This is a genomic window from Pseudomonas sp. F2 (genome assembly GCF_057174385.1).
In genome coordinates, this window is record NZ_CM169904.1 from 4,003,522 (window position 1) to 4,022,683 (window position 19,162).

16 protein-coding genes are annotated in these 19,162 nt (G+C 60.2%); 11 read left to right on the forward strand and 5 right to left on the reverse strand.

The genetic code is table 11. The features are described 5' to 3' along the window. Positions 1 to 69: 69 nt before the first annotated feature. From AC193Q_RS18030 to yccS, 6 genes are all read left to right on the forward strand, one after another. Positions 70 to 1,512, forward strand: a complete 1,443-nt coding sequence (locus AC193Q_RS18030) for a TldD/PmbA family protein (RefSeq protein WP_483878653.1) — start codon at positions 70 to 72, stop codon at positions 1,510 to 1,512. Then, the gene (locus AC193Q_RS18035; RefSeq protein ID WP_483878654.1) at positions 1,512 to 2,849 is read left to right on the forward strand and encodes a TldD/PmbA family protein; all 1,338 of its coding nucleotides are present in this window, start codon (positions 1,512 to 1,514) and stop codon (positions 2,847 to 2,849) included. Before AC193Q_RS18030 ends, AC193Q_RS18035 begins: the two co-directional genes overlap by 1 nt. Positions 2,850 to 2,989: 140 nt before the next feature. Beyond that, entirely contained in the window at positions 2,990 to 4,429 is a 1,440-nt protein-coding gene (gene mdtD, locus AC193Q_RS18040; protein ID WP_047297086.1) for a multidrug transporter subunit MdtD, read from the forward strand. A gap of 333 nt (positions 4,430 to 4,762) precedes the next feature. Continuing rightward, on the forward strand, positions 4,763 to 6,100 hold the full coding sequence (gene dbpA, locus AC193Q_RS18045; protein WP_230679399.1) for an ATP-dependent RNA helicase DbpA: 1,338 nt from the start codon (positions 4,763 to 4,765) through the stop codon (positions 6,098 to 6,100). A 146-nt stretch (positions 6,101 to 6,246) separates the two neighbouring features. Then, complete coding sequence (locus tag AC193Q_RS18050; RefSeq protein ID WP_483878655.1) at positions 6,247 to 7,425, forward strand: BaiN/RdsA family NAD(P)/FAD-dependent oxidoreductase; 1,179 nt, start codon at positions 6,247 to 6,249, stop codon at positions 7,423 to 7,425. 209 nt (positions 7,426 to 7,634) lie between these two features. Beyond that, positions 7,635 to 9,818, forward strand: a complete 2,184-nt coding sequence (yccS, locus tag AC193Q_RS18055; protein ID WP_121187588.1) for a YccS family putative transporter — start codon at positions 7,635 to 7,637, stop codon at positions 9,816 to 9,818. Positions 9,819 to 9,945: 127 nt separating this feature from the next. On the opposite strand, the gene AC193Q_RS18060 is transcribed toward yccS, so the two are convergent. After that, positions 9,946 to 10,683 carry a substrate-binding periplasmic protein gene (locus AC193Q_RS18060; protein ID WP_047297090.1) on the reverse strand — a complete coding sequence of 246 codons (738 nt, stop codon included), beginning with the start codon at positions 10,681 to 10,683 and terminating at the stop codon, positions 9,946 to 9,948. A 257-nt stretch (positions 10,684 to 10,940) separates the two neighbouring features. Here AC193Q_RS18060 and AC193Q_RS18065 point away from each other — a divergent pair, with 257 nt between their 5' ends. Then, positions 10,941 to 11,393: a GNAT family N-acetyltransferase gene (locus AC193Q_RS18065; RefSeq protein WP_121187590.1), complete on the forward strand. Its 453-nt coding sequence runs from the start codon at positions 10,941 to 10,943 to the stop codon at positions 11,391 to 11,393. 123 nt (positions 11,394 to 11,516) lie between these two features. On the opposite strand, the gene AC193Q_RS18070 is transcribed toward AC193Q_RS18065, so the two are convergent. From AC193Q_RS18070 to AC193Q_RS18080, 3 genes are read right to left on the reverse strand one after another with little or no spacing between them, the layout of a single operon-like run. After that, positions 11,517 to 11,813 carry a winged helix-turn-helix domain-containing protein gene (locus AC193Q_RS18070; RefSeq protein WP_003229005.1) on the reverse strand — a complete coding sequence of 99 codons (297 nt, stop codon included), beginning with the start codon at positions 11,811 to 11,813 and terminating at the stop codon, positions 11,517 to 11,519. A 20-nt stretch (positions 11,814 to 11,833) separates the two neighbouring features. Then, positions 11,834 to 12,325, reverse strand: a complete 492-nt coding sequence (locus AC193Q_RS18075; protein WP_003229006.1) for a M48 metallopeptidase family protein — start codon at positions 12,323 to 12,325, stop codon at positions 11,834 to 11,836. A gap of 43 nt (positions 12,326 to 12,368) precedes the next feature. Beyond that, a complete protein-coding gene (locus AC193Q_RS18080; protein ID WP_095668130.1) occupies positions 12,369 to 14,492 on the reverse strand; it encodes a putative bifunctional diguanylate cyclase/phosphodiesterase in 2,124 nt (707 codons plus the stop codon). A gap of 334 nt (positions 14,493 to 14,826) precedes the next feature. Here AC193Q_RS18080 and AC193Q_RS18085 point away from each other — a divergent pair, with 334 nt between their 5' ends. The 4 genes from AC193Q_RS18085 to AC193Q_RS18100 all read left to right on the forward strand — a co-directional run bounded on the left by AC193Q_RS18085 (position 14,827) and on the right by AC193Q_RS18100 (position 17,893). Next, positions 14,827 to 15,495 (forward strand): polysaccharide lyase family 7 protein, encoded by a 669-nt coding sequence (locus tag AC193Q_RS18085; RefSeq protein ID WP_047297095.1) that lies wholly within the window; start codon positions 14,827 to 14,829, stop codon positions 15,493 to 15,495. A gap of 487 nt (positions 15,496 to 15,982) precedes the next feature. Further along, the gene (locus AC193Q_RS18090; RefSeq protein WP_121187592.1) at positions 15,983 to 16,345 is read left to right on the forward strand and encodes a DUF6124 family protein; all 363 of its coding nucleotides are present in this window, start codon (positions 15,983 to 15,985) and stop codon (positions 16,343 to 16,345) included. Between the two features lie 100 nt (positions 16,346 to 16,445). Further along, a complete protein-coding gene (locus AC193Q_RS18095) occupies positions 16,446 to 16,697 on the forward strand; it encodes a helix-turn-helix domain-containing protein (protein WP_108588991.1) in 252 nt (83 codons plus the stop codon). Then, positions 16,694 to 17,893, forward strand: a complete 1,200-nt coding sequence (locus AC193Q_RS18100) for a type II toxin-antitoxin system HipA family toxin (protein ID WP_121187594.1) — start codon at positions 16,694 to 16,696, stop codon at positions 17,891 to 17,893. The genes AC193Q_RS18095 and AC193Q_RS18100 overlap by 4 nt, the downstream gene beginning before the upstream one ends. 81 nt (positions 17,894 to 17,974) lie before the next feature. On the opposite strand, the gene fba is transcribed toward AC193Q_RS18100, so the two are convergent. Beyond that, positions 17,975 to 19,039 (reverse strand): class II fructose-bisphosphate aldolase, encoded by a 1,065-nt coding sequence (gene fba, locus AC193Q_RS18105; RefSeq protein WP_041063423.1) that lies wholly within the window; start codon positions 19,037 to 19,039, stop codon positions 17,975 to 17,977. Positions 19,040 to 19,162: the final 123 nt, after the last annotated feature.

The window sequence follows — 19,162 nt, forward strand, 5'->3', positions numbered from 1 at the left end:
CGCGCAATCGTTTCACCCCTCCCCGCCGAATCGCTTCGCCCCGCAACTCCATGACAAGGAGGTTCCCGAATGTTCGATTTTCACCCCCAGCTCAAGCAGCGCTTCGCTGCCTTGCGCACGGGCGCCGAGTTTTTTTCCCTGCGGTATGTGCGCGAGTCCGGCCAATACCTGTCGGTGCGCAAGAACGTTGCCGAACCGCCCAGCCTGAGCCGTGACGAGGGTGCGATGCTCACGGTGCGGGTCAACGGCGTCGAGGCTTATGCAGCGACCAACGACCTGTCGCAGCAAGGCCTGCAAGCCGCCCTGGAGCGCGCCGAACAGCAGGCCCGGCGACTGAAGCCCCACGCCTTGCTCGACCTGCGCGATCAGCCGGTATCGAGTGACCGCGCTGATTACTTTTCGCCCAATCTCGATCAACCCTTCCCGTCCCTGAGCGAATGTTTCGAACTGCTCGGCGCGGAATCCGCCTCGGTGCCAAAGGATGAGCGCCTGGTGCATTGGCAAGCGAGCATCGGCATCACCCACGTCGAACAGATTTACCTGAGCAGTGCCGGCGCCGAATTGCGCCAGGCCCAGCGCTTCGTTTATCCAAGTTTCGATGTCACCGCCTACGACGGCAACGACAGCCAGACCCGCTCCCTGGGCCGCGAGAACTTCGGTCAGCAGGGTGGCGCCGACGTGATCAGCCGTTGCGGTCTGGTCGGCGCCGGCCCGCAAGTGGCCGATCAGGCCCTGCAGTTGCTGCTCGCGCCAAATACCCCGCAAGGCCCGCGCGATCTGTTGCTGATGCCCGACCAGATGATGCTGCAGATCCACGAGTCCATCGGTCACCCGCTGGAGCTTGACCGGATCCTCGGTGACGAGCGCAATTACGCCGGCACCAGCTTCGTCAAAACCAGCGACTTCGGAAGCCTGCAATACGGTTCGGAGCTGCTCAACGTGACCTTCGATCCGGACATTCCCGAAGAGCTGGCCAGCTACGGCCACGATGACGACGGCAGCAAGGCCAGCAAACAATTCCTGATTCGCCAAGGCTTGCTGTTGCGGCCATTGGGCGGCGCACTGTCGCAGTTCCGCGCCGGCCTCGACGGCGTTGCCAACAGCCGCGCCTGCGGCTGGAACCGGCCACCGATCGACCGCATGGCCAACCTCAACATCGAGCCGGGCGATCAGTCGCTGACGCAACTGATCAGCGGCATAGAGCACGGCATTCTGATGAGCACCAACCGTTCGTGGTCGATTGACGATGCGCGCAACAAATTCCAGTTCGGATGCGAGTGGGGGCAGTTGATCGAGAACGGTGAACTCAAGGGTGTGGTGAAAAATCCGAATTACCGAGGTATTTCCGCGCAGTTCTGGAAGAGTCTGCGCGCGGTCGGCGATGCCGGCACCCGAATGGTGCTGGGCACGCCAAACTGCGGCAAGGGCGAGCCGAACCAGGTGATCCGCGTCGGCCACGCTTCGCCGGCCTGCGTATTCAGCAACGTTGATGTGTTTGGGGGAGACGCCTGATGAGCATTTCGAAGAGTCAGTCCGACGCCTTCAAGATCATGGTCAATTGGCTGCGCGACAGTGTGCGCGAGCCGGAACAATTCACCCTCAGCTATGCCGCGGAATCCTCGGCGTTCGTGCGTTTCAATCACGCCAAGGTGCGTCAGGCCGGTCAGGTGCAGCAAGCCGACGTCGGGTTAAAACTGATCAACGACGGCCGTCATGCCGACCTGCACATCACCCTGTCCGGTGATCAGGAAGCCGATCTGCAGCGCCTCGCCGAAGGCCTGCAACAACTGCGCGAAACCCTGCCGCTGCTGCCGCAGGATCCGTACCTGCTGCTCAACCACAACGGCTGGCAGAGCAACAACGTACAGCAACATCCGCTGCCGGACACCGAGCTAGTGGTCGAGGAAATATGCACCGCGGCTGAAGGTCTGGATCTGGTCGGCTTCTATGCTGCCGGCCCGATCAGCCGTGGTTTCGCCAGCTCCTCGGGAGCGTTTGGCTGGCATCAGGCCAACAGCTTCAACTTCGACTTCAGCCTGTTTCACGACAACGGCGAAGCGGTCAAGGCCAGCTACGCCGGGCACGAATGGAGCAGCGAAGGCTTCACCCGGCGCTTCCAGCAGGCGCGCGAGCAACTGGCGTTTCTCGGTCGACCGTTGCGCACCCTCGCACCGGGGCAATATCGGGCGTATCTGGCGCCAGCCGCGCTGGAAGAAATCATGGGCATGCTCAGTTGGGGCGGGTTCTCCGCACAGTCGATCGCCAGCAAGAGCAGTCCGCTGCAGAAGCTGTATGTCGGTGATCAGGCGTTCAGCTCGCTGGTGTCGCTGGATGAAAAAGTCAGCGGCTCGTTGAGCCCGGCGTTCTCCGGCGAAGGCTATCCGCGCAGCGATCTGCGGCTGGTCATCGAAGGCAAGGCCGGCGATCAACTGGTCGGCTCGCGCAGTGCTGCCGAATACGGCCTGACCGCCAACGGCGCCAGCGGCGGTGAAATGCCGAGTGCACTGAACATGGCGGCCGGTGATCTGTCACAGGCAGAAATTCTCAAGCAGTTGGGCACCGGGCTGTACATCAGCAACCTGTGGTACCTGAACTACTCGGATCAACCGGCGGCGCGCCTGACCGGCATGACTCGCTTCGCGACCTTCTGGGTCGAGAACGGCGAGATTCAGGCGCCGGTCAGCACCATGCGTTTCGACGACAGCGCCTACAGCCTGCTGGGTTCGCAGCTGGAAGCGTTGACCGCCGAGCGTGAGTTGCTGCTGTCGGCGAGCACGTATAGCCAGCGCAATACCTCGTCGGCACTGCTGCCGGGGGCGCTGGTGAGCCGATTGACCTTGACCCTGTAACACCGCAAAAACCTGTGGGAGCTGGCTTGCCAGCGATGAGGACATCAGATTCAACATCACTTTGTCTGAAAGTCCGCCATCGCTGGCAAGCCAGCTCCCACAGGGTAATGTTCCGCCTGCCCCACACTCTCAGAGGTTCCATGCCCACACGCCCGCCTCTCGACGCCATCACCGCCCGCTGGTTGCCGTGGGTCGTCGCCATTGCGTTCTTCATGCAGTCCCTCGACGGGACCATCCTCAACACCGCCCTGCCGGCCATGGCCCGGGATCTGGCCGAAGACCCGTTGCGCATGCAAGGCGTGGTCATCGCCTACATGCTCACCGTGGCCTTGCTGATTCCGGCCTCGGGCTGGATCGCCGACCGCTTCGGCACCAAGAAAATCTTCTTCGGCGCGATCCTGCTGTTCAGCATCGGCTCGCTGCTCTGTGCGTTATCGAGCAGCCTGAGCATGCTGGTTGGCGCACGGGTAATCCAGGGCCTGGGCGGCGCATTGATGTTGCCGGTCGGACGGCTAGTGGTGCTGCGTGCCTATCCGCGTTCGGAACTGGTGCGGATCATGGGCTTCATCACCATTCCCGGCCTGCTCGGCCCGTTGATCGGTCCGACCATGGGCGGCTGGATGGTGCAATACCTGACGTGGCACTGGATCTTCCTGATCAACCTGCCGGTCGGCGCCATCGGCTGCTACGCGGTGTGGAAGTTCATTCCCGACCTGCGCGGCAGCGAACGCACGCGCTTCGACAGCCTCGGTTTCCTGCTGTTCGGCGCCGCAATGATCCTGATCACCATCGCCATGGAAGGTCTGGGCGAACTGCACTTGCCGCACCTGCGGGTGATGTTGCTGCTGTTCGGCGGTCTGGCCTGCCTGGCGGCGTACTGGCTGCGCGCCGGGCGTGTGGAAAATCCGCTGTTCGCCCCTTCGTTGTTCAAGACCCGGACCTTTGCCGTCGGCATTATCGGCAACCTGTTCGCCCGCCTGGGCAGCGGCGCCCTGCCGTTTCTGGTGCCGTTGCTGCTGCAAGTGGCGCTGGGTTATTCGCCGTCGCAAGCGGGGATGAGCATGCTGCCGCTGGCCGCTGCGGCGATGTTTGCCAAGTGGATGGCGCGACCACTGATCGAACGCCTCGGCTATCGCATCGTGCTCACCGGCAACACCCTCGCGCTGGGGATCATGCTGGCGAGCATGGGCCTGGTCAGCGAGCAGACGCCGTACTGGCTGCTGCTGTGCCTGCTGGCGGTTCTCGGCGCGATCAACTCGCTGCAATTCACCGCGATGAACACCGTGACGCTGATCGACCTCGACGACGCCAGCGCCAGCAGCGGCAACAGCTTGCTGTCGGTGGTGGCGCAGTTGTCGCTGAGCCTGGGCGTGGCCTGTGCCGGCGCCTTGCTGGGCGGCTTCACGGCGGAAATCGGCAACGACGGCGTCGAGACCGTGCTGGGGGCGTTCCAGCTGACGTTTGTTACCGTCGGAGTGATGGCAATGCTGGCGGCGACGATCTTCTCGCAACTGTCGAAAGAAGACGGTCGCCGGGTCAAACGCCCGGATGAACATCCCGATGAGCACATCGAACACTGAACAGCGTCATGTCTGGTGGAGGCTTTTGTGGTGAGGGGATTTATCCCCGATGGGGTGCGAAGCGCCCCCTAGAAAGGTTGAATGCGATCAGCCTGATGTACTGAGGTGACAGATTCCGGGGCTGCTTCGCACCCCATCGGGGATAAATCCCCTCACCACAGATGAATCCACTCACCACAGTTTAACCACCTCGCCTCGGGTTTAGACACTGTTCGTCCAGAACTTTCGAGGAAAGTGGCACGGGGCTGCTACACTGCGCGACATTTTGTTTTGCAGGCCAGTCCCGTGACCACCATCGCCACCGCTTTTAATACTCTGCCGCTGTCCGCCGCCATGCTGGCTAACCTCGAATCCCTCGGTTATGCCCAGATGACGCCGATTCAGGCGCAGAGCTTGCCGGTGATCCTCAAGGGGATGGACCTGATCGCCCAGGCCAAGACCGGCAGCGGCAAGACCGCCGCGTTCGGCATCGGCCTGCTCAACCCGATCAACCCGCGTTACTTCGGTTGCCAGGCGCTGGTGATCTGCCCGACCCGTGAGCTGGCCGACCAGGTCGCCAAGGAAGTCCGGCGTCTGGCCCGTGCCGAAGACAACATCAAAGTCCTGACCCTGTGCGGCGGCGTGTCGTTTGGCCCGCAGATCGCTTCGCTGGAGCATGGCGCACACATCATCGTCGGCACCCCGGGACGTATCCAGCAGCATCTGCGCAAGGGTTCGCTGGTCCTCGACGGCCTGAACACGCTGATCCTCGACGAAGCCGACCGCATGCTCGACATGGGTTTCTACGACGCGATCGAAGACATCATCGAGCAGACCCCGTCGCGTCGTCAGACCCTGCTGTTCTCCGCCACGTACCCGGTGGGCATCAAGCAACTGGCGTCGAAATTCATGCGTGATCCGCAAACGGTGAAAGCCGAAGCGTTCCACGACGACACGCAGATCGAGCAGCGCTTCTACGAGATTTCCCCGGAAGAGCGCATGAGCGCAGTGACCAAAGTCCTGCACCACTTCCGCCCGGCCTCCTGCGTGGCGTTCTGCTTTACCAAGCAGCAAGTGCAGGAGACCGTTGACCACCTGACCGCCAAAGGCATTTCCGCCGTTGGCCTGCACGGCGACCTGGAACAGCGTGATCGCGATCAGGTGCTGGCAATGTTCGCCAACCGCAGCACGTCGGTCCTGGTCGCCACCGACGTGGCCGCCCGTGGTCTGGACATCGATGCGCTGGACATGGTGATTAACGTCGAGCTGGCCCGCGACTCGGAAATCCACATTCACCGCGTTGGCCGTACCGGTCGCGCTGGCGAGAAAGGCATTGCGGTCAGCCTCGTTGCGCCGTCCGAAGCGCATCGCGCGCAAGCCATCGAACAACTGCAGAAAGCCCCGCTGAACTGGGATCAGGTCGATAACCTCAAGTCCCAGGGCGGCGCCCCGCTGCAGCCACCGATGAGCACGCTGTGCATCGCCGGCGGGCGCAAGGACAAGGTACGTCCGGGCGACATCCTCGGCGCCCTGACCGGTGACGCCGGCATCCCGGGTGCCCAGGTCGGCAAGATCGCGATCTTTGACTTCCAGTCATATGTGGCGGTTGAACGCACCGTGGTCATGCAGGCGCTGCAGCGCTTGAACAATGGCAAGATCAAGGGCCGTTCGCTGCGCGTACGGGTCTTGTAAGAACAACGCCTGCCCTGTAGGAGCTGCCGCAGGCTGCGATCTTTTGACTTTGTTTTTAAAGAGCAAGATCAAAAGATCGCAGCCTCGTTTCACTCGACAGCTCCTACAACAGTTGGTTTTGTGGTGATATTTCAGAGGACACCGTTTTGCGCTCTACCGAAGTCGTGATCATTGGCGCTGGCGCCGCAGGGTTGATGTGTGCACTGACCGCCGCCGGGCGTGGGCGTCAGGTACTGCTGCTTGACCATGCGAACAAGGCCGGCAAGAAAATCCTGATGTCCGGTGGTGGCCGCTGCAATTTCACCAACATGTACACCGAGCCGGGCAATTTCCTTTCGGGTAACCCGCATTTCTGCAAATCGGCACTGGCGCGCTACACCCAGTGGGATTTCATCGGCATGGTCGCCAAGCACGGCGTGCCGTATCACGAGAAGAAACTCGGTCAGCTGTTCTGCGATAACAAATCCAGCGACATCCTCGGCATGCTGCTCGACGAGTGCGATCAGGTTGGCGTCGAGCTGCACCTGGACACCTCGATCCAGACCATCGAGAAGGTCGAAAGCGGTTACCTGCTCGACACCACCCTCGGCCAGGTTCAGTGCCAATCGCTGGTGATCGCCACCGGCGGGCTGTCGATCCCGACACTGGGCGCCACCGGCTTCGGTTATCAGGTCGCCAGGCAGTTTGGCCATGAACTGCTGCCGACCCGCGCCGGACTGGTGCCGTTCACCATCACTGATCAGCTCAAGGAATTGTGCACCGAGCTGTCCGGTACTTCGGTGGATTGCCTGGTCAGCTGCAATGACCAGAGCTTTCGCGAGAACATCCTGTTCACTCACCGTGGCCTCAGCGGCCCGGCGATCCTGCAGATCTCGTCGTTCTGGGAGCCGGGCGACACCGTGGAGATCAACCTGCTGCCGGATCACGACACCGCCGCATGGCTGCAACAGCAAGTGGCCGAACGCCCGAACAGCGAACTGAAAACCCTGCTCGGGGAAATCTTCACCAAGAAGATGGCCAACCTGTTGGCGGACAACTGGTTCGTCTCCAAACCGATGAAGCAGTACACCCACGCCGAACTGGCGCAGATCGCCGACAAGCTCTGCAGCTGGAAAGTTGTCCCGGCCGGCACCGAAGGCTACCGCACCGCCGAGGTCACGCTGGGTGGCGTCGATACCCGCGAAGTGTCGTCCAAGACCATGGAATCGCTGAAAAGCCCGGGGCTGTATTTCGTTGGCGAGGTTCTCGACGTCACCGGGCATCTGGGCGGTTTCAACTTCCAGTGGGCATGGGCCTCGGGGTACGCGGCTGCGCAGTACGTCTGACTGAAACAACACTCCCCTGTAGGAGCTGCCGAAGGCTGCGATCTTTTGATCTTAAAAACAGGATCAAAAGATCGCAGCCTTCGGCAGCTCCTACAGGGGGAGCGGGCAATCAAGGAACACTTTTTGCTGTCAGATGTGATCGGCGCCATTGCGTCGGCGTCATTACTGGCTCAATTTAGCGGCATCGCCTCGGAAGGCCTTCGCACTTCATGTCCTCGACCTCGTTTCGTCAGTCTTTGCGGCGCCTGTGGGCGCTGGATAAATTCAGCTACAGCGTGCGGGTGTTCATCGCCCTGACCGGCAGCATGGCGCTGTGCTGGTATCAGGATGAAATGGGCCTGCTGATCCCGTTGTTCCTCGGGATTATCGCCAGCGCCCTGGCCGAGACCGACGACAGCTGGCAGGGTCGCCTCAACGCGCTGGCGGTCACCCTGGTGTGTTTCAGTATCGCCGCGCTGTCAGTGGAACTGCTCTTCCCCTACCCCATCGTCTTTGCCATCGCCCTGGCCCTGGCCAGCTTCGCCCTGACCATGCTCGGTGCGCTCGGCGAGCGTTATGGCGCGATTGCTTCGGCAACGTTGATTCTGTCGGTCTACACCATGATCGGCGTGGATCAGCGCGGCGGCGCGGTCACCGATTTCTGGCACGAGCCGATGCTGCTGGTGGCCGGCGCCGCGTGGTACGGCTTGCTCTCGGTGTTGTGGCAGGCGCTGTTTTCCAACCAGCCGGTGCAGCAGAGTCTGGCGCGGCTGTTCCGTGAACTGGGTTTCTACCTGAAGCTCAAAGCCTCGCTGTTCGAGCCGATCCGCCAACTGGACGTCGAAGGACGACGGCTGGAACTGGCGCAGCAGAACGGTCGGGTGGTGGCGGCGCTGAACAGTGCCAAGGAAATCATCCTGCACCGGGTCGGCAACGGCCGTCCGGGTTCGAAAGTCAGCCGTTATCTGAAGCTGTATTTCCTCGCCCAGGACATTCACGAACGCGCCAGCTCTTCGCACTATCCGTACAACGCGCTGGCCGAGGCATTCTTCCACAGCGACGTGCTGTTCCGCTGCCAGCGTCTGCTGCGCCAGCAGGGCAAAGCCTGTCGTGCGCTGGCCGAGTCGATCCAGATGCGCCAGCCGTTCGTCTACGACGCCAGTTTTGCCGAAGCGCTGACAGACCTCGACGCGTCCCTTGAACACCTGCGCATCCAGAGCAATCCGGCGTGGCGCGGCCTTCTGCGTTCGCTGCGTGCTCTGGCAGCCAACCTCGGCACCCTCGACCGCTTGCTCAGCGATGCGAGCAACCCTGACGCGCTGGCGGACGCCACCGATAGCAGCCTGCTCGACCGCTCACCACGCAACCTCAAGGACGTGTGGATTCGTCTGCGCACGCAGCTGACACCGACCTCCTTGCTGTTCCGCCACGCCCTGCGTCTGCCGCTGGCATTGAGTATCGGCTACGGCATGGTGCACCTGATTCACCCGTCGCAGGGCTATTGGATCATCCTCACCACACTGTTCGTCTGCCAGCCGAACTACGGCGCAACGCGGCGCAAACTCGGGCAGCGGATTCTCGGCACCGCCATCGGTCTGACCGTGGCCTGGGCGCTGTTCGATCTGTTCCCCAGCCCGCTGGTGCAGTCGTGCTTCGCCATTGCCGCCGGGGTGGTGTTCTTTACCAACCGCACCACGCGCTACACCGTGGCGACGGCGGCGATCACGATCATGGTGCTGTTCTGCTTTAACCAGATCGGCGATGGCTACGGGCTGTTCCTGCCGCGCCTGTTCGATACCCTGCTCGGCAGCCTGATCGCCGGCCTGACGGTGTTCCTGTTCCTGCCGGACTGGCAGGGTCGACGCCTGAACAAAGTGTTGGCCAACACCCTGACGTGCAACAGCATCTACCTGCGCCAGATCATGCAGCAATACGCCGCCGGCAAGAGCGATGACCTCGCCTATCGCCTGGCCCGACGCAACGCGCACAATGCCGACGCGGCACTGTCGACCACGCTGGCGAACATGCTGATGGAGCCAGGGCATTTCCGTAAGGAAGCGGATGTCGGTTTCCGCTTCCTGGTGCTGTCGCACACGCTGCTCAGCTACCTCTCCGGATTGGGCGCGCATCGCGAAACGCAGCTACCGGCGGAAATCCGCGAACACCTGATTGACGGCGCCGGGGTGAAACTGGCCGCGAGCATCGATGAAATTGCCCAGGGCCTGGCCAACAAGCAGCCAGTGGCGATCCAGAGCGACGACGAGGAAGCGCTGGCCAATGAGCTGGAGCAGATGCCGGACGAGATCGATGAAGGGCAGCGGCTGGTGCAGACGCAACTGGCATTGATCTGCCGGCAGCTGGGGCCGTTGCGCACGTTGGCGGCGCATTTGATCAAAGACACCAGTGAGGCTTAAGGTGACCGGACTGGCCCCATCGCTGGCAAGCCAGCTCCCACATGATTTGTGTACACCGCAATACCTGTGGGAGCTGGCTTGCCAGCGATGAGGGCATCAGCAACAACGCAACTCCGGGATCAGATGCTCACATCCCATGCTGCCTCAGCAATTTGTCATAACTGCCATCCGCCTTCATCGCCGCAATCGCCTTGTCGAACCCGGCCACAATCTGCTCATGCTCGGGGTTCTTCAGGCTCACCAGAATATGCAGGCTGTTCTCGCTCAACGGTTTGGGCAGAAACTCCACGGCGTTGCGCACCTTGGGTGATTCGCGCGCCAGGTAATAGCGCGCGACATACTCATCTTCCAGGGTCAGCTTGACCCGATCCGCCGCCAGCATGCGCACCGCCATTGCAAAGTTGTGTACCGGGACTTTCTGCAACGCCGTGTCGGCATCGAACGCCTGCGAGTAGGCATAACCGCGCACCACCGCCACCGGGTAGGTGTGCAGTTGCTCCAGGCTGTTGTATTCGAGCGGAGTGTCCTTGCGCTTGAGAAAGCGGATGCGGTTGAGCAGGTATTCGCCAGAGAACTGGCCGATCCGGGTGCGTTCGTCGTTGTACCAGGCATTGACCAGCACGTCGTACCGGCCCTCGCCCACCCCCAACAACGCCCGCGCCCACGGCACCTGCTCATAGTCGCTGGCGTAACCGGCCCGCGCCAGCGCGGTGCTGACGATGTCGGTGGCCAGGCCACCGTTGACCAGCGTGTCGTCGGTAAAGGGTGGCCAGATATCAAATACCAGTCGCAGCTTGTCCGCAGCGGCGGGTTGGGCCAGCAAGAGCAGTCCGATCAAGGCAAAGGCTCGATGCAGTCGCGGCATGCTTGAAAATCCTTAGCGGGCGGTTGGCCCGGCGTGTTTTCCAGTCAAAACCCCAAGGCCCCGTACCGGCGAAACCCAGGCCCTAACAGTAGCTCATTGAAGCCCGTGCACAGCGCTTTCCAGCAGATTACACAAAGCGGCCGCCACCGCGAGAAAGGAATGATGGCATTTTGACCTTTGTCACAGACTCTTCCGCCATACAGACATTCAACGCCTGTGCACTTAGTATCGGGCGACGGTGTTCAAGGAGTCGGAAGATGACAATCGAGTGGATCTGCAAGCATCACAGCGATCTGGGCAAAGAGCAGTTATACGCACTGCTGAAACTGCGCTCGGACGTATTTGTGGTCGAACAGCAATGCGCCTACCCAGACCTCGACGGGCAGGATCTGGACGGCGATACCCATCATTTGATGGGCTGGGAAGGCGATCAACTGATGGCCTATCTGCGCCTGCTGGACCCCGAATCCCAAGGCGGTGACGTGGTGATCGGCCGAGTGATCATTGCGCCGCAGGGCCGCGGCAAAGGGCTGGGACATGTGTTGATGGAACACGCCCTGATTCAGGCCGAGGAGCATTGGCCGCAGGTGCCGATCTATCTGTCGGCGCAGGCGCATTTGCAGGGATATTACGGCAGGTACGGGTTTGTAGTGGCGGGAGAGGAATATCTGGAGGATGACATTCCGCACATAGGCATGCGTCGTCCTTGAGGCCCTCATCGCTGGCAAGCCAGCTCCCACAGGTTCATCCGTTGCTCACAACAACCGTGTTGACTGGAGACCCTTGTGGGAGCTGGCTTGCCAGCGATTGCGTCAGCTCAAACACTGCAAAACTCAGGGATATTCCAGCACAGCCTTGATCTGCCGCAGATTGCGCTCGATCCATCCGCGATCAATTGCCCCCCACTCGCGAATCCGATAGCGCCCGGCATGGTTGCGCGCGCCCTCTTCCTGCTCGAACTCACAGACGATATCCAGATCCGCCAGCGCGGCGATCGTGTCCTGCGCCGTGCGCCGGGGCATGCCGGTCACTTCGGTCAGCGCCGGGACGCTGGGGGCCAGGCCGCTGTCGATCAGGTAGGCCACGTACAGGCGCCGGTAAAAGCTGCTTTTGGTCTTGCTGACGTCCATCTACCCGCTCCTTGTTGCGGCTATTGCAGATCCCGCCACGTCAGGTACACCCGCAGATCGAACTCGACCTGGTGATACCCCGGCAGCATGTGTTCACACAACTTATAGAAGGCCTTGTTGTGATCCGATTCCTTGAAGTGCGCCAGTTCATGCACGACGATCATCTTCAGGAACTCGGGCGCCGCCTCCTTGAACAACGAGGCGATGCGAATCTCTTTCTTGGCTTTGAGCTTGCCGCCCTGCACCCTTGAGACCGTGGTGTGCAGGCCCAGCGCGCGATGCGTCAGGTCGAGGCGGTTGTCGAACAGCACTTTGTCGATGGCCGGCGCGTTGCGCAGGTATTCCTGCTTCAGGTCCAGCGCGTAGCTATACAGCGCCTTGTCGCTCTGCACATCGTGACGTCCCGGATAGCGTTGGCTCAGGTAGTCACCCAGACGCTGTTCGGCGATCAGTTGGCGCACCTGATCCTGCAATTGCGCGGGATAGGCCTGGAGGTATTTCAACGCAGTCATGGACACGGCAGCACGGTTCGAAAAGAGCGCCAGTGTAGCGAATTCAAACCGGCAGCGCGCTCCAGTCAAAGGGTTTGGCAAAGCTGACGGCGTCCTCGGAGGTCAGAGGACGCGCCACCAGGAAACCCTGTACGTATTCGCAGCCATGCGCCTGCAGCCATTGATACTGTTCAACGGTTTCCACGCCTTCGGCGATCACCAGCAAACCGTACTGTTTGCACAGATTGATCACGTTGCTGACCAGCGCCGCGTCGCGCGTCGAGTCCGGCAGCCGCGCAATCAGGTGTCGATCCAGCTTGAGCGTATCCAGTTCCAGATCACGCAGATACGCCAGCGAACACGGCCCTGAACCAAAGTCATCCAGCGCCACCCGCACCCCGAGATTACGCAGCAGGCGCAACTGTTTGCGGGTCTCGTCGGGGTTGTGCATCAGCGCGTCTTCGGTGACTTCCACCTCCAGTTGCTGCGGCTGCAGCGAATGCCGCTCCAGCACCTGACGCAATTCGGTGACCAGGTTCGGCAGGCCGAACTGGGTGTTGCTCAAACTCACGCCGAGCACCAGATCCTCGGCGAACAGGGTTTCCCAGGCTTTGCGCTGGCCGGCGCCACGGTGATAGATCCAGCTACCGAGCCGACTGATCAGCCGTGCTTCCTCCAGCAATGGCAGGAACAACCCCGGCGGCACATCGCCGACGCTCGGGTGCTGCCAGCGCAGCAACGCCTCGAAACCGCGAATCTGCCCGCTGTCGATCGCCACCTGCGGCTGATACACCAGATTGAAATCCCGGTTCTCGATGGCATTGCGCACGCTCTCTTCGAGCATCAGCCGCGAACGGGCGCGACCGTTCATTTCGTGATCATAAAAACGATATTGCTGACGCCCGGCGCGCTTGGCTTCATACATGGCAATGTCGGAGGCGCGCAGCAAACCGTCCAGGTTCGCGCCGCAGTCCGGGTAAGTGGCGATGCCGATACTCGCGCCGAGAGCGATGTCCAGTCCTTCGATCTGCTGACAGATCGACACCCGTTCGATGAGCTTCTCGGCAATTTTTGCGGCCTGCTCGGGAAACTCCAGATCGAGCAACGCGGTGAACTCGTCACCGCCCATGCGCGCGAGAATATCGAACGGTCGCAGACAGGCTTTCAACTGCTCGGAGACCCAGCGCAGCACCCGGTCGCCGGCATCGTGACCAAGGGAATCGTTAACCCGTTTGAAGCCATCCAGATCCAGATACAGCAGCACCCAACTGCTGTCGCTGCGTTCACCGCGCAGCAGCAGGTTTTCCACCGTCTGATAAAAGCCCCGGCGATTGAGCAGACCGGTCAGCGGATCGGTGACCGCTTGAAATTCCAGCTGCTGATGCAGGTGACGCACCACCGACATGTCCAGCACCGTCACCACCATCGCCCGCTGCTCGGCGGGCAACGGCGCACAGGACAACGCCACCGGCACCTGCTGCCCCGGCGCCGTACGCAACAACGCATCGTGCAGACGCAAGGTCTCACCGCGTTTATAGCCGGCCAGCAACTCGGAACCGGCCCACAGCGGGATATGCGGTTTCTGCAGAAAATCGAGAAACTCCTTGCCCTCCAACTCTTTCACCGGCGCATTCAGCAAGCGCGAAATCGCCGGATTGGCGAAGCGGATCAGGCCGTCCTCGCCGAGCACCAGAATGCCTTCCGCCGCGTTGTCCAGCACCGAGGCATTGAAGGCCCGGGCGACCTCCAGATCATGACTCAGACGCTGCAAGGCGCGGCGGTTGCGCTGGTGTTCGAGCAACGCCTGGACTTTCGGCTTGAGGATCTGCGGATCGAACGGTTTGAACAGGTAATCCACCGCGCCACTGGCGTAACCCTTGATCACGGCGTCCTGTGATTGCTCGTTGGCGGTGAGAAAAATAATCGGTGTGAGACGTGTGCGCTGGCTGCCGCGCATCAGCCGCGCAACTTCGAAGCCGTCCATGCCCGGCATCTGCACGTCCAGCAGCACCAGATCGACGTCGTGTTCGAGCAGCAGATTGAGCGCCTCGAAACCGGAGGCGGCGGTCATGACGTGCCAATCCTGACGCTGCAGCAACGCGCGCATGCTGATCAGGTTTTCAGGGTAGTCATCAACGATCAAAAGGACAGAGCTGCCTTCACCTGGCTGGGGTTGCGCGCATTCCATGCTGCTTCTCTTGTCGGGACATCTCTTGTCGGACTATCGGCCGGTTTTTTGTGAAAACCGTACAGTTACTGAGCCATCACTCTAGTCCCGGATCTGTGAAAGCAGAAGCTGCCACGCCGCCATCATTTAGCCAAAGCTGTAATTTACCGACTAACGGTCACCCCTGCAGCCCCCGAAAACCGGCACAGATGGCATTTCGACAGGATGTTGACGCCAATCATCTGCCAAACGGGCGTTAACAAAAAACACCTCTACGCTTATAACTGCCGCCCGAAAAAGCGCGGGCTAGAGCTTCTGGCACTCGCGTACAGGAAAATTGAGTGGAAGAACCGACATGATCGATCTCGCAACCTGGAACCTCAGCGTTCCCGTCGGCAGTCCGCCGTACACCGTCGAAACCTCCAAACTGGTGAATGGCTTCAAGGATCAGTACTTCCATTCCGACACCGGCACCTTGTTCTTCTGGTCGCCGGTGACCGGGTCAAAAACCGAAAACGCCATTTATCCGCGCACCGAACTGCGCGAAACCTACAGCAATGGCACCCTGCGCAACTGGTACTACCCAGACGCTGACAACCTGCTGCGCGCGACCCTTTCGGTCAACAAGGTGCCCAGCTCCGGCAAGATCGTCATCGGCCAGATCCACGCTTATGAAAGCCAGCGCCCGATGGTCAAGCTCGAATACCAGTACAAGGAAAAAACCCAGAACGGCAACCTGGTGATCAAAGTGCGAATGCACCCCGACGACCAGGAAAGCCGCGTCATCACCCTCGCCACCGGCATCAAGCTGGATCGCGAATTCAACTACCTGATCCACTTGAGCCCCGGCGGTGCGCTTGGCGTAAGCGCGGCGGGTTACCAGTGGGATTCACAAATCAGCGCGACCTGGCGCAACAAGCCGCTGTACTTCAAGGCCGGGGTGTATGTGCAGGACAACACCGGCTATACCAGCGAAGGCGGCCAGGTCACCTTCAGCAAACTCGACATCGACCACGACAAATAAGGCTTCATTGGCACAAATCCCTGTGGCGAGGGAGCTTGCTCCCGCTGGGGCGCGCAGCGGCCCTAAAAAAGCGAGGCCTGCTGCGCAGTCCAGCGGGAGCAAGCTCCCTCGCCACAGTGTTATTTATTGCCAGTCGGACATCCTTTAAACGGTGTTGTTTAAATCGCTCGGCGGTTACTTCCCGATGCCTACAACAACTTGCGTGGATACCTACAGCTACGCCAGAATCCGCCGGCTTGTGCGCCTGGAGGGCCATCGGTAACTTGATTCGCGTCACTGATTTCCAGTGATCGGGTTTAGTAGCCCGAGGTTACGCGATGCGCATTGGCACCATTCAGTCGGACATTCATCCGCGCTTGATGGTAGCTGTACGCAGGGCGCCTTCGGGTGCGCCGGTCGCGTCTCCCCGGTCTACTAACCTGCGTTCAGCTGCCACCCCTTCGTTTAGTAGCGATCCGGTGCCGGCTCCATTTACCGGGGACGAAACATGACCAAATCAACACCACACCCGCCAGACACAGATCCAGCCTCCCCCTACGAATCCCTCGACTCCAGAAAACTCCACGACGCCGCCGAACGCGCCCTCGACCATTACCTCAATCCCGCCGCCCTCATCATGGCGAGCAGCAACAAACCCGAGCCCATGTACCTCGCCAACCCTAAGTACGACAGCGAATCCCTGCTCGCCAACGCCAGCGAAAGCCTGGGCTCGGCAAGCGACATGCTCAACAACTTCGCCGCCATCCTCGACCCCTCCCACCGCAAGACCGCACTGGGCATCGCGCAAATCGTCATGCTCGGTGAACTGGCGGTGAATCAGGCACTGGATCATGTGGGGTTGAAGAAATAATCGCCCACAAGAAACCCGCCTTACGGCGGGTTTCTTGAGGCAAATAGATTAAATGTTGCGCATACGCTACATTGGCTTCAAATTGTTACGGTATCACAACATGGATCACACTCTATTGATCGGCCGTCTCGGTATCCAATTACGAGAGAAACGCATAAATCGTGGCCTGACACAGGCGCAGCTTGCCGATCTGGCGGGACTGACAAGATACAAAGTCATCGCGGTGGAGAAAGGTACCCTTTCTGTCGGCATGATCGCTTATGCGCGCGTTTTGGCTGCACTGGACTGCGAACTCTCGGTGGTTCCAGCAACGATGCCAACCCTTGAAGAGCTTGGAGATTTATTCGAATGAAAATGGCCTCTCTTCAAGTCAGCACCCCACAAGGTAATAGCGGCAGACTTTTCAGCAATGCCGAAGATTTCACTTTTCGTTATCACGAAGATGCATCGCCAAAAATGGCCATTAGCCTCTCGATGCCTGTACGGCATGACGAATTTCGTCGGCGCGAACTGCATCCTGTTTTTCAAATGAACCTGCCAGAAGGCTATGTGCTGGAACAGTTACGCAATCGCTTGGCCAAGACAGTCAACGTCGACCCAATGTTGCTACTGGCGCTTTCCGGCAGCACATCGCCCATTGGCAGGGTTCACGTACGCTCTGAAACCGTGGATGCCTTGTTGCAGGAGCAAGAATTTCCGGGAGAGAAACTCGAAGAGATTCTCACGTGGGACGGCACGGAAGATATCTTCGCCGACATGCTTGATCGCTACATCCTGCGGGCAGGCATTTCAGGTGTTCAACCCAAGTTGCTGGTGCCGGAACGACAAGAGGTAGAGTTGCCGCGAGTGACATCCAAAACCTCGGACCTGATCATCAAAAGTGGCAGAGACGAATTCCCGGGCCTGGCGATCAACGAATTCCTGTGCATGTCCATGGCAAAAGACGCGGGCATTCCCGTTCCGCCGTTTTACCTTTCCGACAACGCCAAGCTATTTGTAATGCGCCGCTTTGATCGCGACGATCAGCTCAACCCGATCGGTTTTGAAGACATGGCCGTGTTGATGGGGCTGTCGGCCACTCAGAAGTACAGCAAAAGTTATGCAGCCATCGCGAAGGCAGTTCGAGTATTTTGTCCGGCGATACATTTGCGCACGTCCCTCGATCAACTCTTCGATAGCGTTGCCCTGAGTTGCATCGTCGGAAATGGCGACGCTCATTTGAAGAATTTCGGCTTGCTCTATTCCGAACCGACGCAACGGGATGCACGCTTGGCTCCGGCTTATGACATCGTCAATACCACGGCCTATATCCCGGAAGATGTTTTGGCGCTGGATCTGGCGGGTAACAAGTCAATGTTCGCTTCACGACAAGGATTGCTGGAGTTTGCTCATACCTGTGAAATCGAGAAGCCCAGAGAGCGCATTCAGAAGTTGCTCATCTCTGTTGAGAAGGTGCTCAAGCGCCATTCTCAGTATCGGGAACAGGCGCCTCACGTGTTCACTGCCATCAAGCAATCAGCAGCGCCATTTGCTCTGACTTTTGGATAGTTACACTGCACGCAGATATTGCAGCCCACAAAAAACCCGCCTTACGGCGGGTTTTTTGTATCAGCGGTTCAAAGCTAAGGCTTAGTTAACCTTCGCGTTCAACTCACCCTTCAAATACCGCTGGAACATCGCTTCCAGCGAAATCGGCTTGATCTTCGAAGCATTACCGGCAGTGCCAAACGCTTCATAACGAGCGATGCACACATCACGCATTGCCGTCACGGTCGCGCCGAAGAATTTACGCGGGTCGAATTCGCTCGGGTTGGTGGCCATCAGACGACGCATGGCGCCGGTGGACGCCAGACGCAGGTCGGTGTCGATGTTGACCTTGCGCACGCCGTACTTGATGCCTTCGACGATTTCTTCAACCGGTACGCCGTAGGTTTCTTTGATGTCGCCGCCGTACTGGTTGATGATCGCCAGCCACTCCTGCGGAACCGACGAGGAACCGTGCATCACCAGGTGGGTGTTCGGGATGCGCTTGTGGATTTCCTTGATGCGGTCGATCGCCAGTACGTCACCGGTAGGTGGCTTGGTGAACTTGTAGGCGCCGTGGCTGGTGCCGATGGCGATGGCCAGGGCGTCGACCTGAGTCTTCTTGACGAAGTCAGCGGCTTCTTCCGGGTCGGTCAGCATCTGGCTGTGATCCAGAACACCTTCAGCGCCGATGCCGTCTTCTTCACCGGCCATGCCGGTTTCCAGCGAACCCAGGCAGCCCAGCTCGCCTTCAACCGAAACGCCGCAGGCGTGAGCCATGGCGACGGTTTGTTGGGTCACGCGGACGTTGTAGTCGTAGTCGGTCGGCGTCTTGCCGTCTTCGCCGAGGGAGCCGTCCATCATCACCGAGCTGAAGCCCAGTTGAATCGAGCGCTGGCAGACGTCAGGGCTGGTGCCGTGGTCCTGGTGCATGCACACCGGGATGTGCGGGAACTCTTCGATCGCGGCCAGGATCAGGTGACGCAGGAATGGCGCGCCGGCGTATTTGCGAGCGCCGGCCGAAGCCTGGACGATCACCGGGGAGTCAGTCTTGTCAGCGGCTTCCATGATGGCGCGCATCTGCTCAAGGTTGTTGACGTTGAAGGCTGGAACGCCGTAGCCGAACTCGGCTGCGTGGTCCAGCATCTGGCGCATGCTGATAAGTGCCATTGTGTGTGTCTCTCCCGGTTGAGGGTCGTTAATCGTGCCAGCCTGCCGGAGCGGCGGCGGCTATTCAAGTGATTGCAGATCGGGGGTTGAGGCCCGGTCTGGTGATTCGATAAAGCAAAATCC

Bases quoted from the DNA above. Each gene is read 5' to 3' on its own strand.
- AC193Q_RS18060 (WP_047297090.1), bottom strand. From the start codon at position 10,683: ATGCCGCGACTGCATCGAGCCTTTGCCTTGATCGGACTGCTCTTGCTG.
- dbpA (WP_230679399.1), top strand. From the start codon at position 4,763: ATGCTGGCTAACCTCGAATCCCTCGGTTATGCCCAGATGACGCCGATT.
- yccS (WP_121187588.1), top strand. From the start codon at position 7,635: ATGTCCTCGACCTCGTTTCGTCAGTCTTTGCGGCGCCTGTGGGCGCTG.
- AC193Q_RS18065 (WP_121187590.1), top strand. From the start codon at position 10,941: ATGACAATCGAGTGGATCTGCAAGCATCACAGCGATCTGGGCAAAGAG.
- AC193Q_RS18035 (WP_483878654.1), top strand. From the start codon at position 1,512: ATGAGCATTTCGAAGAGTCAGTCCGACGCCTTCAAGATCATGGTCAAT.
- AC193Q_RS18100 (WP_121187594.1), top strand. From the start codon at position 16,694: ATGAAAATGGCCTCTCTTCAAGTCAGCACCCCACAAGGTAATAGCGGC.
- AC193Q_RS18085 (WP_047297095.1), top strand. From the start codon at position 14,827: ATGATCGATCTCGCAACCTGGAACCTCAGCGTTCCCGTCGGCAGTCCG.
- AC193Q_RS18090 (WP_121187592.1), top strand. From the start codon at position 15,983: ATGACCAAATCAACACCACACCCGCCAGACACAGATCCAGCCTCCCCC.
- AC193Q_RS18095 (WP_108588991.1), top strand. From the start codon at position 16,446: ATGGATCACACTCTATTGATCGGCCGTCTCGGTATCCAATTACGAGAG.
- AC193Q_RS18070 (WP_003229005.1), bottom strand. From the start codon at position 11,813: ATGGACGTCAGCAAGACCAAAAGCAGCTTTTACCGGCGCCTGTACGTG.
- AC193Q_RS18030 (WP_483878653.1), top strand. From the start codon at position 70: ATGTTCGATTTTCACCCCCAGCTCAAGCAGCGCTTCGCTGCCTTGCGC.
- mdtD (WP_047297086.1), top strand. From the start codon at position 2,990: ATGCCCACACGCCCGCCTCTCGACGCCATCACCGCCCGCTGGTTGCCG.
- AC193Q_RS18075 (WP_003229006.1), bottom strand. From the start codon at position 12,325: ATGACTGCGTTGAAATACCTCCAGGCCTATCCCGCGCAATTGCAGGAT.
- fba (WP_041063423.1), bottom strand. From the start codon at position 19,039: ATGGCACTTATCAGCATGCGCCAGATGCTGGACCACGCAGCCGAGTTC.
- AC193Q_RS18080 (WP_095668130.1), bottom strand. From the start codon at position 14,492: ATGGAATGCGCGCAACCCCAGCCAGGTGAAGGCAGCTCTGTCCTTTTG.